Origin of the sequence: Rhodococcus (subgen. Prescottella) equi (genome assembly GCF_003013675.1) — a bacterium.
Lineage (GTDB): Bacteria > Actinomycetota > Actinomycetes > Mycobacteriales > Mycobacteriaceae > Prescottella > Prescottella equi.
The window spans coordinates 3,391,839-3,406,394 of record NZ_CP027793.1; the positions used below are offsets into that span (position 1 = coordinate 3,391,839).

At 69.2% G+C, this 14,556-nt stretch carries 15 protein-coding genes; 12 read left to right on the forward strand and 3 right to left on the reverse strand.

Annotated elements, in window-relative coordinates; translation table 11 throughout:
• Positions 1–17 precede the first annotated feature (17 nt).
• The 3 genes from C7H75_RS15860 to C7H75_RS15870 all read right to left on the reverse strand — a co-directional run bounded on the left by C7H75_RS15860 (position 18) and on the right by C7H75_RS15870 (position 1,456).
• Entirely contained in the window at positions 18–494 is a 477-nt protein-coding gene (locus C7H75_RS15860) for a DUF5130 domain-containing protein (protein WP_005512216.1), read from the reverse strand.
• A complete protein-coding gene (ctaJ, locus tag C7H75_RS15865) occupies positions 481–729 on the reverse strand; it encodes an aa3-type cytochrome oxidase subunit CtaJ (protein ID WP_005512215.1) in 249 nt (82 codons plus the stop codon). Before ctaJ ends, C7H75_RS15860 begins: the two co-directional genes overlap by 14 nt.
• A gap of 61 nt (positions 730–790) precedes the next feature.
• Positions 791–1,456 carry an HNH endonuclease gene (locus C7H75_RS15870; RefSeq protein WP_106851574.1) on the reverse strand — a complete coding sequence of 222 codons (666 nt, stop codon included), beginning with the start codon at positions 1,454–1,456 and terminating at the stop codon, positions 791–793.
• 166 nt (positions 1,457–1,622) lie between these two features.
• Between C7H75_RS15870 and C7H75_RS15875 the strand changes: the two genes are divergently transcribed.
• The 12 genes from C7H75_RS15875 (at position 1,623) to C7H75_RS15930 (ending at position 14,554) form a co-directional block, all read left to right on the forward strand.
• Entirely contained in the window at positions 1,623–2,039 is a 417-nt protein-coding gene (locus C7H75_RS15875) for a globin (protein ID WP_041674311.1), read from the forward strand.
• A 98-nt stretch (positions 2,040–2,137) separates the two neighbouring features.
• Positions 2,138–3,742 (forward strand): glycoside hydrolase family 13 protein, encoded by a 1,605-nt coding sequence (locus C7H75_RS15880; RefSeq protein WP_106851575.1) that lies wholly within the window; start codon positions 2,138–2,140, stop codon positions 3,740–3,742.
• 131 nt (positions 3,743–3,873) lie between these two features.
• A complete protein-coding gene (locus tag C7H75_RS15885; protein ID WP_106851576.1) occupies positions 3,874–5,565 on the forward strand; it encodes an FAD-binding protein in 1,692 nt (563 codons plus the stop codon).
• 26 nt (positions 5,566–5,591) lie between these two features.
• Positions 5,592–6,365, forward strand: a complete 774-nt coding sequence (locus tag C7H75_RS15890) for an SDR family oxidoreductase (RefSeq protein WP_005512210.1) — start codon at positions 5,592–5,594, stop codon at positions 6,363–6,365.
• A 6-nt stretch (positions 6,366–6,371) separates the two neighbouring features.
• Positions 6,372–7,508, forward strand: a complete 1,137-nt coding sequence (locus tag C7H75_RS15895; RefSeq protein WP_081186734.1) for an esterase-like activity of phytase family protein — start codon at positions 6,372–6,374, stop codon at positions 7,506–7,508.
• Positions 7,509–7,595: 87 nt separating this feature from the next.
• Entirely contained in the window at positions 7,596–8,309 is a 714-nt protein-coding gene (locus C7H75_RS15900; RefSeq protein WP_106851577.1) for an IclR family transcriptional regulator, read from the forward strand.
• A gap of 206 nt (positions 8,310–8,515) precedes the next feature.
• Positions 8,516–10,240 (forward strand): bifunctional 3-(3-hydroxy-phenyl)propionate/3-hydroxycinnamic acid hydroxylase MhpA, encoded by a 1,725-nt coding sequence (mhpA, locus tag C7H75_RS15905; protein ID WP_106851578.1) that lies wholly within the window; start codon positions 8,516–8,518, stop codon positions 10,238–10,240.
• An 11-nt stretch (positions 10,241–10,251) separates the two neighbouring features.
• The gene (locus C7H75_RS15910; protein WP_106851579.1) at positions 10,252–11,115 is read left to right on the forward strand and encodes an alpha/beta fold hydrolase; all 864 of its coding nucleotides are present in this window, start codon (positions 10,252–10,254) and stop codon (positions 11,113–11,115) included.
• Between the two features lie 16 nt (positions 11,116–11,131).
• Positions 11,132–12,073 carry a 3-carboxyethylcatechol 2,3-dioxygenase gene (locus C7H75_RS15915; protein WP_005512200.1) on the forward strand — a complete coding sequence of 314 codons (942 nt, stop codon included), beginning with the start codon at positions 11,132–11,134 and terminating at the stop codon, positions 12,071–12,073.
• 58 nt (positions 12,074–12,131) lie between these two features.
• Positions 12,132–13,364 (forward strand): cytochrome P450, encoded by a 1,233-nt coding sequence (locus C7H75_RS15920; protein WP_106851580.1) that lies wholly within the window; start codon positions 12,132–12,134, stop codon positions 13,362–13,364.
• Between the two features lie 2 nt (positions 13,365–13,366).
• Positions 13,367–13,948 (forward strand): TetR/AcrR family transcriptional regulator, encoded by a 582-nt coding sequence (locus C7H75_RS15925; RefSeq protein ID WP_064078113.1) that lies wholly within the window; start codon positions 13,367–13,369, stop codon positions 13,946–13,948.
• A gap of 78 nt (positions 13,949–14,026) precedes the next feature.
• Positions 14,027–14,554 carry an FAS1-like dehydratase domain-containing protein gene (locus C7H75_RS15930; protein WP_022596784.1) on the forward strand — a complete coding sequence of 176 codons (528 nt, stop codon included), beginning with the start codon at positions 14,027–14,029 and terminating at the stop codon, positions 14,552–14,554.
• Positions 14,555–14,556: the final 2 nt, after the last annotated feature.

Sequence of the window (14,556 nt, forward strand, 5' to 3'; positions counted from 1 at the left end):
AGCGTGAGTGCTCGGGCTTACTTGGGGGCGATCGCAGCGCTCATCACGCGCAGGGCCGAGACGAGGCCGTCGACGAGGTCGCCCTCGCCGAACGACGCCAGCGCGGCGGTGACGCCGAGCTGAGCGACCCGGTCGGTGACCCGGTGCTGGACGGCGCGGCCGCCGCGGACCTCGATCGCGCGCTGGTTGGGCGAGACCGCGATGAGGACCGAACGCTCGGCTTCCGGCGTGTGCGGGAAGATCGCGTCGGCGCCGAGCGCCGTGTTCTCGCCGAGATCGCCGACGTAGACGTTGAACCGCACCTTGGTGGAGCGGGTCGCGTCGGTGAGCGCATCGTCGAGGCGCACGAGCTGGTCGGTCGTGAACGGCAGCAGGTCGTCGAACGGCTCGCCGATGCGGTGCACGCCGGAGAGGCGACCGCTGGTCGTCACCACGGTGCCGACCGGCAGATCTGCCGGGGCGACCGAAGTCTGGATAACGTCACCACTTGCCACTTGCCGAACCTCCGATCGCGTCTGCGCCCACGGCGTGCGCGGCGTGGTGACCGTGCGTGGTCACCTCGTCGACGGCGCTCCACAGGACCGGCTGGTGGGTCCAGCGCTCGCCGAGGCGGTACTCGGTCGGCACGAAGCCGGGCGACTTCTTGGTCATGAAGGACAGTCCCGCGACGATCGCGATCACCAGGACGGGTATCCCTACGAATATCAGCACTGTCTCGAGAATGCTCACGAGGCAAACCGTAGCCGAGTCCTGCCGAAATGGAAGCGTCGGGGCCGAAACCGCCTTCTTCTCAGGCCGCGCCCTCGCCGAGATACGGCAGCCAGGTCGGATGCAGTTCGGTGGTGCTCGACAACAGCCTCCAGTGCGGGCCCGACGGTGGCACCAGCGCGGTCCGGAGCGTCCACCCCAGCTCGGTCAGCAGTTTGTCCGCTTTGCGGTGATTGCACGGCGCGCAGCACGCGACGCAGTTCTCCCACGAATGGCCGCCGCCCCGACTGCGCGGCACGACGTGATCGATCGTCTCGGCCTTGTTGCCGCAGTAGCCACAGCGGAAGCGGTCGCGGTGCATCAGCGCCGCCCGGGTCATCGGGACGCGCGAGCGATAGGGCACGCGAACATAGTTGCGGAGGCGGATGACCGACGGCACCTGCAGGGAACAGCCTTCGGAGTGGATCACGGGCCCGAGCGGATCCTCGTGGACGGCATCGGCCTTGTCGCAGACCATCAGCACGACGGCACGGCGGGCCGGCAGGGCGGTCAGGGGTTCGAACGTCGCGTTGAGCAGCAGTACCCGACGCTTGTTCCAGCCGGGCTGCGGGCCCCGACCCGGCAGAGCGAGCCCGGATGCTCCGGGCTCGGGAAGGACGTGCAGCGGAAAAGCCCCCGATGTGTGGTTACCCCGCACATCAGTGGGCACGAGTTGTCGATGCGCTCGCGCGCTCTGTCGGTGTGCCATGCGACCTCCGCGAAGACTGACCCAAGTTGACCACGGATGATGCGGTCCCGCACACCCATTTCCGGGAAAAAGTTGCTGCACGATCGGTGAACCCGGGGTGCCGGACACCGCGGGCCGGCCGTGCCCGGGTGACTTCGCCGCGAGAACGGGCACAATGGGACACGCCATGACTGAAACGAACCCCACGACCCCCACGACGGAGCAGACGTTCTACGACGCGGTGGGCGGAGCCGAGACGTTCCGCAAGCTCACCGCCCGCTTCTACGAGGAGGTGGCCAAGGACGAGATCGTCCGCCCGCTGTACCCCGAGGAGGATCTCGGCCCCGCGGAGCGACGTATGCGCATGTTCCTCGAGCAGTACTGGGGCGGTCCGCGCACGTACTCGGAGGAGCGTGGCCACCCACGCCTGCGGATGCGCCACAACCCGTTCAAGATCGGCCCGATCGAGCGGGACGCCTGGCTTCGCTGCATGCACATCGCGATCGCGTCCATCGACGAGCAGACTCTCGACGAAGCCCATCGGCGGGCCCTCGTCGACTACATGGAGATGGCGGCGGCCTCCATGGTGAACTCGCCGATCTAGCGGCCCACGACCGAGGCAACCACACAGGCCGAGACACGGGCGCAGACACAGCCTCATACCGCGATCCGCACGCCCCCGATGCGGCACTATGAAGTGCTGTGACCACCCGTGACGATCAGCCCATCACCGGCACGGCGCCCGACTCGCGTCCGTGGTGGTCGGACGCCGTCTTCTACCAGGTGTATCCGAGATCGTTCTCCGATTCGAACGGCGACGGCGTCGGTGATCTGGGCGGAGTCGTCGACCGGCTGGGCTACCTCGAACTGCTCGGCATCGACGCCATCTGGCTCAGCCCGGTGATGAGGTCCCCCATGGCCGACCACGGCTACGACGTCTCCGACCCGCGGGACATCGACCCGCTGTTCGGCGACCTGGCGACGATGGACACACTGATCGCCGAGGCGCACGCGCGCGGAATCCGGGTCACGATGGATCTGGTCCCGAACCACACCAGCGATCAGCACCCGTGGTTCCGTGAGGCCCTCGCCGCCGGACCCGGCAGCAGCGCCCGGGAGCGCTACATCTTCCGCGACGGGCGCGGTCCCGGCGGCAGCGAGCCGCCCAACAACTGGCCGAGTGTGTTCGGCGGCCCGGCGTGGACGCGCATCACCGAATCCGACGGTTCCCCCGGCCAGTGGTACCTGCACATCTTCGCCGCCGAGCAACCGGATCTGAACTGGGACCACCCCGAGGTGTTCGACGACCTCGAGAAGACGCTGCGATTCTGGCTGCACCGCGGCATCGACGGCTTCCGGATCGATGTCGCGCACGGCATGGCCAAGCCCGAGGGTCTGCCCGACCACGACTGGGACGCCAACGCGCTGCTCCGCAACGAGGACGACGATCCCCGGTTCGACAATCCGGAGGTGCACGAGATCCACCGGGGCATCCGTGCGGTGATGAACGAGTACCCGCACGCGATGGCAGTCGGCGAGATCTGGGTCCGCGACAACGAGCGGTTCGGCGAGTACATCCGCCCCGACGAACTCCATCTCGGCTTCAACTTCCGCCTCGCCGAGACGCCGTTCGACGCCGACTCGGTGCGCGCCGCGATCGAGAACTCGCTCGACGCGGTCGCCCGGGTCGGCGGCACGGCCACGTGGACGTTGTCGAACCACGACGTCGCACGAGAGGTCACCCGGTACGGCAACGGGTCTCGCGGGACGACCCGTGCCCGCGCGATGGCGCTGGTCGAACTCGCGCTGCCGGGGGCGGCGTTCATCTACAACGGTGCCGAACTGGGACTGCCGAACGTCGATCTGCCCGACGCGGCGCTGCAGGATCCGGTGTGGGAACGATCGGGCCACACCGAACGCGGCCGGGACGGATGCCGCGTGCCGATGCCGTGGGAGGGGACGTCGCCGCCCTTCGGCTTCTCGACCGCGCCGGACACGTGGCTGCCGATTCCGGCGGAGTGGGCGGACCTGACCGTCGAGGCACAGCTCGAGGACGTCACGTCGACACTGTCGCTGTATCGCGCAGCCCTCGAGCTGCGCGCGACGCTCACCCAATGCTCGGGCAGCGAAATCGATTGGTACGGAAGCCCTCCGGGATGCTTCGCGTACCGCCGCCGCGGCGGTCTCGTCTGCGTCCTCAATGCCACCGACGGACCGATCCAGCTGCCACCAGGCACCGTCGTGTTGTCGAGTCTGCCGCTCGTGGACGGCCTGCTCCCCGCCGACTCGGCGGCCTGGTTGGTCTGATTCGCCGTCCTCCCGCCCAGCGGGAGGGACGATTTCGCCGCCCTTCACGCGCTTCCTAGGGTCGTGGACGCGACGCGACCGGACACAGGCGCCTCGGGTCGCTCCCCCAACGCACCCCGAGGAGCTCCGCGATGGCCGCGACCGAACCGAACCCGACCGAGAAACCTGCGCAGTCCCACTGGGACCACGAGGTGGATCTGCTCGTCGTCGGCAGTGGCGCAGGGGGTTTCACGGCCGCCCTCGCCGGTGCCGCGGAGGGTCTGGACACTCTGCTGATCGAGAAGTCCGACGTCTACGGCGGTGCCACCGCGCTGTCGGGCGGCGGGGTGTGGGTTCCGAACAATCCTCTGCTGATCCGTGAGGGGCTGGGCGATTCCCGCGCCGACGTCCGCCGTTACCTCGACGCGGTGCTCGGCGACCGGGTGCCGTCGGCGAATGTCGACGCATTCATCGACGAGGGCCCGAAAACCCTCGAGTTCCTGGAGACGTCGAGCCCGCACATGCGTTTCCAGTGGTGCACCGGATACTCCGACTACCACCCCGAGCAGCCGGGCGGCCGTCCCGCGGGCCGGACGATCGAGCCGCTCCCCGTGGATCTCAGGAAGCTCGGCGCGGACGAGCACCTGCTGCGCCCCGCCGCCCTCGCGACGCCGCCGGGCCTGTTCATCACATCCAAGGACTTCGTGCAGCTCAACATGGTGATGCGCACGTGGACGGCCAAACTCACCGCGCTCCGAACCGGGTTCAACGCCGTGAAGTCGATCCTGCTGCGCCGACACATGGACACCCTGGGCCGCGCTCTCATCGCGCGACTGCGGCTGGCGCTGAAGGACGCCGGGGTGCCGCTGTGGCTCGAGACGCCGATGCAGACGCTCGTCACCGACGAGACCGGTGCCGTGATCGGTCTGGTCGCCGAGCGGGGCGGTCGCGCGGTGCGGATCCGCGCTCGTCGTGGCGTCGTCCTGGCCACGGGCGGATTCGAGTTCAACGAGGACATGCGCAAGACGTACCTGCCCGAGGGCGGTCGGGACAACTTCAGCGCCGCATCGAAGGACAACACCGGAGACGGCATCGTGGCGGGCCGGAGTGTCGGCGCCGCAGTCGATCTCATGGACGACGCGTGGTGGATGCCGTCGTTCCAACGGCCCGACGGCATCGTGCAGGTGATGGTCGCCGAGCGTTCCGTACCGCGGTCGGTCATCGTGGACCAGCACGGCAGACGATTCACCAACGAGGCGGCGCCGTACGTCACGTTCGTGCACGACCAGTTGGCCGGCGGCCACGAGCCCACCTGGTTCGTGTTCGACGAACGCGCCAAGAAGCGTTACCCGATCGGCGGCATCATGCCGGGGCAGAAGTTCCCCACATCGTGGATCGACGGCGGATTGGTCGTCGTCGCCGACACGGTCGAGGAACTCGCCCACCAGATCGACGTTCCGGTTGCTGGACTCACCGAAACCCTCTCCCGTTTCAACGGATTCGCCCGAAACGGGAAGGACGAGGACTTCCACCGCGGCGAGAGCGCGTACGACAACTCCTACGGCGATCCGAGCCTGCCGCACCCCACCCTCGACGTGATCGACACCGCTCCGTACTACGCGCTGCGGATGCGCGCCGGCGACCTGGGCACCAAGGGCGGACTGGTGTACAACGAGAACGGTCAGGTCCTGCGCGCGGACGGCTCCGTGATCGACGGCCTGTACGCCACCGGCAACACGTCGGCGTCGGTCATGGGCAACGACTACGCGGGAGCGGGCGCCACCATCGGACCCGCGATGGTGTTCGGCTACATCGGTGCCCGCCACGCCGCCCGCAGCAAGTGACAAAGCCAAACGCTGGAAGGTGAGCCATGAGTGAATCGGCAATGCTGTCCGACAAGGTCGTTCTCGTCACGGGCGGCGCCCGTGGCCTCGGCGCTGCATTCGCGCGCCGAATCGTCGAGGGCGGAGGCAAGGTGGTGATCGCGGACGTCCTCGACGACGACGGCCGCACCACCGCCGCCGAACTGGGCGACGCCGCCCGCTACGTCCACCTGGACGTCACGGACGCCGACGCGTGGCGGTCCGCCGTCGAGTTCACGGTCGCCGAGTTCGGGTCGCTGACCGGCCTGGTGAACAACGCGGGAGTATCGACCGGCCAGTACATCGAGCACGAGCCGCTCGAGCACTTCCGGCAGGTCCTCGACATCAACCTCGTCGGAGTGTTCAACGGCATCCAGGCCGTCATCGCCCCCATGCGGTCCGCGGGCGGCGGGTCGATCGTGAACATCTCGTCCGCTGCCGGCCTGATGGGGCTCGCGCTCACCGCCGGCTACGGGGCGTCGAAGTGGGGCGTGCGAGGCCTGTCGAAGATCGCCGCCGTCGAACTCGGCACCGACCGGATCCGCGTCAACTCGGTTCACCCGGGCATGACGTACACGCCGATGACCGCGGGCGTCGGCATCCAGCAAGGGGAAGGCAACTACCCCAACACCCCGATGGGACGGGTCGGCGAGGCAGACGAGATCGCCGGCGCGGTGACCTACCTGCTGTCGGACGCGGCGTCGTACGTCACCGGCGCCGAGATCGCCGTCGACGGCGGCTGGACCGCCGGTCCGACCGTGAAATACGTGATGGGACAGTAGGAAAAGATGGCCACTGCGCACCTGTTCGCGGCCGGCGCGGTGGCGCTCGCAGGGCTGGGCGGACTGCTGCCCGGCGCCGGATCCCTCGGTGCCGGGTCGGTGGACGCCGGTTCCCTCGCCGGTGCCACTCCCCCGCCGCGCGTCGACTATGTCAACGCGATCACGTTGCCCGCCGGTCTCGAGTTCGGCGGCTCCCGCGTGGGCGGGCTGTCGGGCATCGACTTCGACGAGGCGTCGGGCGAGTTCGTCGCGATCAGCGACAATCGCGGCGAGCAGGGTCCGGTCCGCCTGTACACCCTGGACCTCCCGCTCGAGGACGGCCGCCTCACCACCGCCCGGTTCGACGAGGTGGTGCACCTGCGGGACGTCGACGGCGCGCCGTACGCGCCGCGCACCGCCGACACCGAGTCCGTGCGGTGGTTGCCCGATCGCGGCGGCTACATCTACACCAGCGAAGGCGAGTCGAGAACCGGCCGGCCCGGCTTCGTCCGGGAAACGTCCTCCGACGGCATCTTCCTGAGGGACGTGCCGCTGCCGGAGCATTTCGCACCACGTCTCGACCTGGACGGTGCGCTCGTGTCGGGGATCCGCGACAACCTCGGTTTCGAGGCGATGACCCTGTCGCACGACGGTTCCCGCGTCGTGGCGGTGTCCGAGAACGCGCTGGTCCAGGACGGTCCGGCCGCGTCGCTCGACGGCCCGTCGCCGTCTCGGCTGGTGGTTCTCGATCGCGCGACGGGGGCCGACCTCGGCGAGTACGTGTACCCGGTGGACGCGGTCCCGCCCGGCGGCATGGCGCAGGCCACCGGAGTCGCCGAGATCCTCGCGGCCGGCGACGACGCCTACCTGACCCTCGAGCGCACGCTGATCCCGGGCCTGGGCTTCACCGGGAAGATCTACCGCACGACCATCGACGGCGCCGACGACGTGCAGGACGTGCCCGCTCTCACCGGCGCCGAGCGCGTGATGCGCAAGGAGCTCGTGTTCGACTTCGCCACCGTCGCCGAAGATTCCGATTGCATCGAGGGCATCACGTGGGGACCCCGCCTGCCCGACGGCTCCCGTTCGCTGGTCGTGGTCGCCGACGACAACTTCGGCCTCGCCGGACGCACCACGTTCCATCTGCTGTCGGTCTCGCGCTGACCGCGCGGGGGGGTGCGGCGACCGCGTCGTCGATCGCCGCACCCCGCGTGTGCACATTGTGCACACACTGCGGCATAGGGTGAGCCCGTGGCCGACACCGATCCGAACCCGCAGACCACCCCCGCGCCCACTCGCGCGGCCGGGACGCAGACGCTCGCCCGCGGCCTGCACGCGCTCGAACTCGTTGCGAACTCCGCGAGTGGACTGACCATCCAGGATGTCGCGGATCGACTGGGTGTGCACCGCAGCATCGCGACCCGACTGCTGGCCACCATCGCCGACCGGCGCCTCATCAGCCGCGGACCGGACGGCCGCTACCGCGCCGCGGGCGGTCTGGCCGCGCTCGGCCGCGAGGTCTACTCCGGTCTGCGTGAGGTCGCGACGCCGCTCATGCAGAATCTCGCCGACCGCCTCGGCGCAAGCGTCGCATTGTTCGTGGCGGAGGCCGACGACGCCGTCGCCGTGGTGGTCACCGAGCCCGCGAACTCGACGGTCCGGGTCTCGTTCCGCCAGGGCGGCCGCCACCCTCTCGATCGCGGTGCCGCAGGGTACGCCCTGCTCTCCGCACTCCCCCCGCGCCCCGGAGAGGATTCCCGGGTGACCGAGGGACGCCGGACCGGCTACGTCATCAGCTTCGGCGAGGTCGAACCCGGCTACTGGGGCCTGGGCGCCCCCCTCGCCCAGGTCGAGAACGAACCGGCGGCCTGCCTCACCATCATCAGCGCATCGAAGGAACTCATCGAAGGATCCGTGGACGCAACCCTCGAGGCCGTGGCGCAGTTGCGCCGGTACACCACCTGACCTGACGGCCCGATTTCCGGACGAGAGACCCGCACCGACCCGTTCGGTGCGGGTTTCGTGCGTTCTGCAGGGTGACAGCCACGTGGGCTTGCGAGGGGCGGCGTGTCCGTGTTCACATAGTGCGTATCGATGTGCAACTAACGGTCATCAAGACGCGCTATTCGCACACTCGAACCCCGGGCCGGCGCAACCGCAGTGAGGAACCTATGAACACCACCCACCACGACAGTGACGTGATCATCGTCGGCGCCGGGCCCGTCGGCCTGATGCTCGCGAACATCCTCGGCATGTACGGCCGGTCGGTGACCGTGCTCGAGGCCCTCGACGACCTCATCGACTACCCGCGCGGCGTCGGGCTCGACGACGAGTCCTTCCGGACGATCCAGACCGTCGACCTGGTCGATTCCGTGCGCCCGCACACCAATCCGCAGCACATCATGCGGCTGGTCAACGGCGCCGGGAAGGTGATCCTGGTCAACAATCCGCAGACCGTGGAGTTCGGGTGGGAGCGCAAGCACGGATTCATCCAGCCCGAGGTGGATCGCGCACTGTACGAAGGACTTTCGCGGTTCGACGACGTCCGTGTCCTGTTCGGCCACCAGGTCGAGACCGTCGAGGAGGACACCGAGTCGGTCACCGCGATCGCTCACGTCACCGGACGCGACGGCACGGTCGAGGAGCACCGCTTCCGGGCCCGCTACCTGGTGGGCTGCGAGGGCGGCAAGTCGCCGACGCGCAAGCGCCTGGGCGTCACCTTCGAGGGTGAGTCGCCGTCCACGCGATGGCTCGTCGTGGACGTGAACAACGATCCACTCGGCACGCCGAACGTGTTCCTCGGCGCCGATCCCAAGCGACCGTACGTCTCGATCGGTCTGCCGCACGCAGTGCGCCGCTGGGAGTTCATGCTCCTCGACGGCGAGACCGAGGAGCAGGTGACCGACCCGGCCTTCGTCGATCAGCTTCTCGCCGAGCATGTTCCGGATCCGTCGAAGCTCGAGTTCATCCGCCGCCGGGTCTTCACGCACCACGGCCGGGTGGCGTCGAGCTTCCGGAAGGGGCGCCAGATCGTCGCCGGCGACGCCGCACATCTGATGCCGGTGTGGATGGGCCAGGGCTGGAACTCCGGCATGCGCGACGCGACCAACCTCGGCTGGAAGCTGGCAGCGGTGCTGTCCGGACAGGCCGGGGACGACCTCCTCGACACCTACACCGACGAGCGCAAGGAGCACGCGCAGGCGATGGTCGACCTGTCGCTCACGTTCGGCAGGTTCATCAAGATCACCAACCCGGCGGCCGCCGCCCTGCGCGACGCCGCGTCGTCCGCACTGAACCTCTTCCCCCAGGTGAAGAGCTACTTCGCGGACATGCGCTTCAAGCCCATGCCGCGCTACACCCGCGGGGTGCTCGCCGATCCCACGACGCAGGCGTCCGGCCGGGCCGCGGCCCGCCTGACCAGCAGACTGGTCCCGGTCCGAACCGCCAACAGCACCGTGTCCCCGGTCGGCGTGCAGTTCCCCCAGCCACGGGTGACCACCCGAGGAGCCACCGACGTTCTGCTCGACGACGCGATCGGCAACTGGTGGTCGGTGCTGGTGTGGGGCAACAACCCGCGCGATCTGTTGCCGCAGGAATCGCTCGACAAGCTCGCCGTGCTGGGTGCCCGACTGGTCGCGATCGTTCCGGAGACCCAGCGCGAGTGGGCCGAGAAGTACATGGACGACGACGTCGTCGTCCTCGGTGATCACACCGGCGCAGTGAAGAAGTGGTTCGACGACCGGCCCACCCCGATCATCTTCCTGCGCCCGGACCGGTTCGTGGCCGGCGCCTGCCTGGCCCAGCACGCTCCCGCCACCCTCGACGCCATCCTGGCGGCGATGTCGTTCACCGGCCGACCCGCGTCCGTCACCGCCCAGCCGTCGCTCGCCAACTGAAGGAGATTTCCATGTCCGTCCCGACCCCCGACTACACGACCGACGCCTTCTTCGGGCTCGAGGACAAGTGGCTCGAGACCGCCGCCGGCGAGCTCACGCACTACCACGACCTCGGTGAGGGCACCCCGATCCTGTTCCTGCACGGCTCCGGCACCGGCGTCACCGCGGCCGCGAACTGGTGGCTCAACCTCCCCGAACTGAGCCGCTACGGGCGCTGCATCGCGATCGACTCGATCGGCTACGGGCAGTCCGTCGTCGCCGACGGCACTGCGTACGGCATCAAGGAATGGGTCCGCCACGCGGTGCGCGTCCTGGACGCGCTCGGCATCGAGAAGACGTGGATCGTCGGCAACTCCCTCGGCGGTTGGCTGGCCTTCCAGTTCGCGATCGACTTCCCCGACCGGCTCCTCGGCATCGTGTCGATGGGCACCGGCGGCGCCAAACTGACGGGAGCGCTTGCCGCGCATTCGAATCCGACGCTCACCGAGGACGGCATCCGCAAGACCCTCGAGATGTTCGTGGTCGACAAGTCGCTGGTCACCGACGAGTTGGTGTCGCTGCGCTACCAGTCGGCCCTCAACGACACCGCCTCCGACCGGCTGGCCGACGTCGTCGCCGCCCGCGACCGGGACCGCCACGCCCTGCCGCTGGACTTCGAGGACCTCGCCCGCCTCGACATCCCGGTCCTGCTCGTCCACGGCGTCCAGGACGTCGTGATCCCGGTGTCGCGGACGTGGGAGCTGCTCAACGTGATCCCCCACGCCGACGCGCACATCTTCAGCCAGTGCGGCCACTGGTCCCAGGTCGAGCGCGCAGCCGAGTTCAACGAGGTCGTCGGCAGCTACCTCGCCCGCCACGCCGACACCCAGCGCTGATCGGGGGAGGATCGTCATGCCACAGGCACTGCTGTGCATGTCCCACAGCCCACTGCTCGACCACGCCGACCCGCCGGCCGACGTCGTCGCGTCGGTGCAGGGTGCGTTCGAGCACGCGCGGACGTTCGTTCGCGACTTCGATCCGGACCTGGTGGTGAACTTCGGCCCGGACCACTTCAACGGGTTCTTCTACGACCTGATGCCGCCGTTCTGCCTCGGCTACCGCGCGCACGGCACCGGTGACTACGACTCGTTCGCGGGTGAGCTGGACGTCCCCGAGGAGATCGCCGAAGACCTCGCGCAATTCGTGATCGACCGCGGCATCGATCTGGCGATCTCGCGGCGAATGGAGGTCGATCACGGTGCGGTGCAGCCGATGGAGATCCTCCACGACGGTGACGCCGCCGCCCGGCCGGTTCTCCCGGTCTTCGTGAACTCGGTGGCCCGCCCGTTCGTCCCGATGTCCCGGGTGCGGGCGTTCGGGCAGGCCGTGGGCGAGTACTTCCGCGGCACCGACCGCCGGGTGCTGTTCATCGGTTCGGGGGGCCTGTCGCACGATCCCCCGGTACCCCAGTACGCGACGGCCACCGATGCGCAGCGTGAGTTCCTCACCGCGGGAAGACATCCCACAGCGGAGGCGCGCGCAGCGCGACAGGCGAACACGATCGCCACCGCGCGCCGGTTCGCGGCCGGCGAGGCGGACATCATGGACCTCAACCCGGACTGGGACCGCGGATTCCTCGACGTCTGCCGGTCCGGACGTGTGGAGGACTTCGACCGCTACACCGCCGACGACATGGATGCCGCCGCCGGACACTCCTCGCACGAGGTCCGCACCTGGGTGGCCGCATATTCGGCGCTGCACGCGTGCGGGGACTACGCCGTGACGTACGAGTTCTACCGGCCCATCCCGGAGTACATCGCGGGCTTCGCCGTCACCACCGCCGTCCCGCGCTGACCCACACCCGTTCCGGACTAGGGTTGACAAGTTCGGTGATCTGTCTCACAGTCGAGACATGACGACGACCATGTCCGGCAAGGCGTCCTACGTTCCCCGATCCGGCGAGTCGTGGCGGGATCCGTGGGGCATGTACGCGGCGCTGCGCGATCACGACCCCGTGCACCATGTCGTGCCCGACGGATCGCCGCAGGACGACTACTGGGTGCTCACCCGGCACGAGGACGTGTACACCGCGGCGCGTGACGCCGAGACTTTCTCGTCGGCCGAGGGCCTGACGATGACGTACGGCGAGCTCGACAAGATCGGGCTGCGCGACAATCCGCCGCTGGTGATGCTCGATCCGCCGGTGCACACGCAGTTCCGTCGCCTCGTCGCGCGCGGTTTCACTCCCCGCCAGGTCGAGGCCGTCGAACCGGAGGTGCGCCGCTTCGTCGTCGAACGACTCGAGGGCCTGCGCGCCGCCGGCGAGGGCGACATCGTCACCGCGCTGTTCAAGCCGCTGCCCAGCATGGTCGTGGCCCACTACCTGGGTGTGCCGCCGGAGGATCGCGGCCGGTTCGACGGCTGGACCGATGCGATCGTCGCCGCGAACGCGACGGGTGACCCCCTCGCGGCCCGGACCGCAGTGGTCGAGCTGATGACGTACTTCGGTGGTCTGATCGAACGCCGCAAAGCCGAGGCCGAGGCGGGCAACGCCGGTGACGACACCATCTCGCACCTCGTCGCCGCTGGCATCGGCGCGGACGGCGACGTCACCGGCCTGCTGTCGATCCTCGGGTTCGCGTTCACCATGGTGACCGGCGGCAACGACACCACCACCGGAATGCTCGGCGGCGCAGTGCAACTACTGACTCTGCGCCGCGATCAGCGGGATCTGCTGCTCGCCGACCCGGGGCTGATCCCGGGGGCGATCGAGGAGCTCCTGCGGCTGACGTCGCCGGTCCAAGGGCTGGCGCGCACCACGACGTGCGACGTCACGATCGACGACGCCACCATCCCCGCAGGACGCAAGGTGCTGCTGGTCTACGGGTCCGCGAACCGCGATCCCCGCGCGTTCGGCGAGAACGCCGAGGAACTCGACGTTCGGCGAAACCCGAAGCAGATCATGACGTTCAGCCACGGCAACCACCACTGCCTCGGCGCAGCGGCCGCACGGATGCAGGCCCGCGTCGCGCTCGAGGAACTGCTCGCTCGCTGTCCCGATTTCGACGTCGACATCGACGGCGTCGAGTACGCCGCCGGCAATTACGTGCGCCGCCCCACCCACGTTCCGTTCCGCGCCGGGTGACGATGTCCTCCAGCACATCCCGCACCTGGCTGAGCGACGAACGAGTCGAAGCGGCCGCCGGGAGGATCCTCGACGCCGCGGCCCTGTTGTTCGTCGAGCGCGGTGTCGCGACGACGGGCATGGCCGACATCGCGAAGGCGGCGGGCTGCTCGCGGGCGACGCTGTACCGGTACTTCGAGAACCGCGGCGCACTGCACCGCGCCTTCGTGCACCGCGAGGCCCGGCGGCTCGGTGATCGGATCGCCCGCGCCGTCGCGGCCGTCGCCGATCCGCGCGAGCGGGTCACCGAGGCCGTGCTCATGGCGGTCCGCGAGGTCCGGTCGACGCCGACGCTGGCAGCGTGGTTCGGTCTGGGCGACGCCGGTCTGGCCTCCGAGCTCGCGAGCACGTCGGAGGTGATCGAGGTGCTCGGCACCGCCTTCCTCGCCGACGTGCGGCACGCCGACGACGCCGAGATCACCCGTCGTGCGCGCTGGTCGGTGCGGGCGATCGTCTCGCTCCTCACGGTGCCGGGGATCGACGACGCGGACGAGCGGGCCATGGTCGAGCAGTTCCTGGTACCGGTGCTGCTGCCTTCCGTGTGATGCCGCACACTGTAACGCTCCGCCTCGCACCGTCGGATACACGATCGGAAAGTCGGTCGGGGACTCGAGGGAGCACACATGTCGATGGGCACGCGGAACACCACCTGTGAGGGCTCGGTCCCCGGGGTGATCGAGCCGGGCCTGGTGCTCCGGTCGTCCGACGTCTACGTCGTGGGACGGGAGAAGGTGCGCGAGTTCGCCCGCGCGATTCTCGCGACGGATCCGGCGCACCACGACGTCGACGCCGCCCGGCAGGCCGGGTACGCGGACATCGTCGCCCCGCCCACCTTCACGGCGGTGGTGACGGCAACCCTGATCCGGGACATGCTGACCGATCCGGACTCCGGAATCGACCTGAGCCGGCAGACTCCGATCCACGTGAACGAGAAGATCACACTCGCGGCGCCGATCCTGGCCGGTGACGCCCTCACCGCGTCGCTGGCCGTCACCGGTGTCAGTGAGCGTGGCGGGGCGGTGTTCCTCGACACCGAGACCACCCTGCACACCGCCGCGGGAGAGCTGCGGTCGACCGTGCTGTCGTCGATCCTGCTCACCCCCAACACCGAGCCGGCGAGTCCCGAACCGGAACTGGTGGGGGCCCGCTGACC

Bases quoted from the DNA above. Each gene is read 5' to 3' on its own strand.
- C7H75_RS15870 (WP_106851574.1), bottom strand. From the start codon at position 1,456: ATGGCACACCGACAGAGCGCGCGAGCGCATCGACAACTCGTGCCCACT.
- C7H75_RS15875 (WP_041674311.1), top strand. From the start codon at position 1,623: ATGACTGAAACGAACCCCACGACCCCCACGACGGAGCAGACGTTCTAC.
- C7H75_RS15885 (WP_106851576.1), top strand. From the start codon at position 3,874: ATGGCCGCGACCGAACCGAACCCGACCGAGAAACCTGCGCAGTCCCAC.
- C7H75_RS15890 (WP_005512210.1), top strand. From the start codon at position 5,592: ATGAGTGAATCGGCAATGCTGTCCGACAAGGTCGTTCTCGTCACGGGC.
- C7H75_RS15895 (WP_081186734.1), top strand. From the start codon at position 6,372: ATGGCCACTGCGCACCTGTTCGCGGCCGGCGCGGTGGCGCTCGCAGGG.
- mhpA (WP_106851578.1), top strand. From the start codon at position 8,516: ATGAACACCACCCACCACGACAGTGACGTGATCATCGTCGGCGCCGGG.
- C7H75_RS15910 (WP_106851579.1), top strand. From the start codon at position 10,252: ATGTCCGTCCCGACCCCCGACTACACGACCGACGCCTTCTTCGGGCTC.
- C7H75_RS15915 (WP_005512200.1), top strand. From the start codon at position 11,132: ATGCCACAGGCACTGCTGTGCATGTCCCACAGCCCACTGCTCGACCAC.
- C7H75_RS15920 (WP_106851580.1), top strand. From the start codon at position 12,132: ATGACGACGACCATGTCCGGCAAGGCGTCCTACGTTCCCCGATCCGGC.
- C7H75_RS15925 (WP_064078113.1), top strand. From the start codon at position 13,367: ATGTCCTCCAGCACATCCCGCACCTGGCTGAGCGACGAACGAGTCGAA.
- C7H75_RS15930 (WP_022596784.1), top strand. From the start codon at position 14,027: ATGTCGATGGGCACGCGGAACACCACCTGTGAGGGCTCGGTCCCCGGG.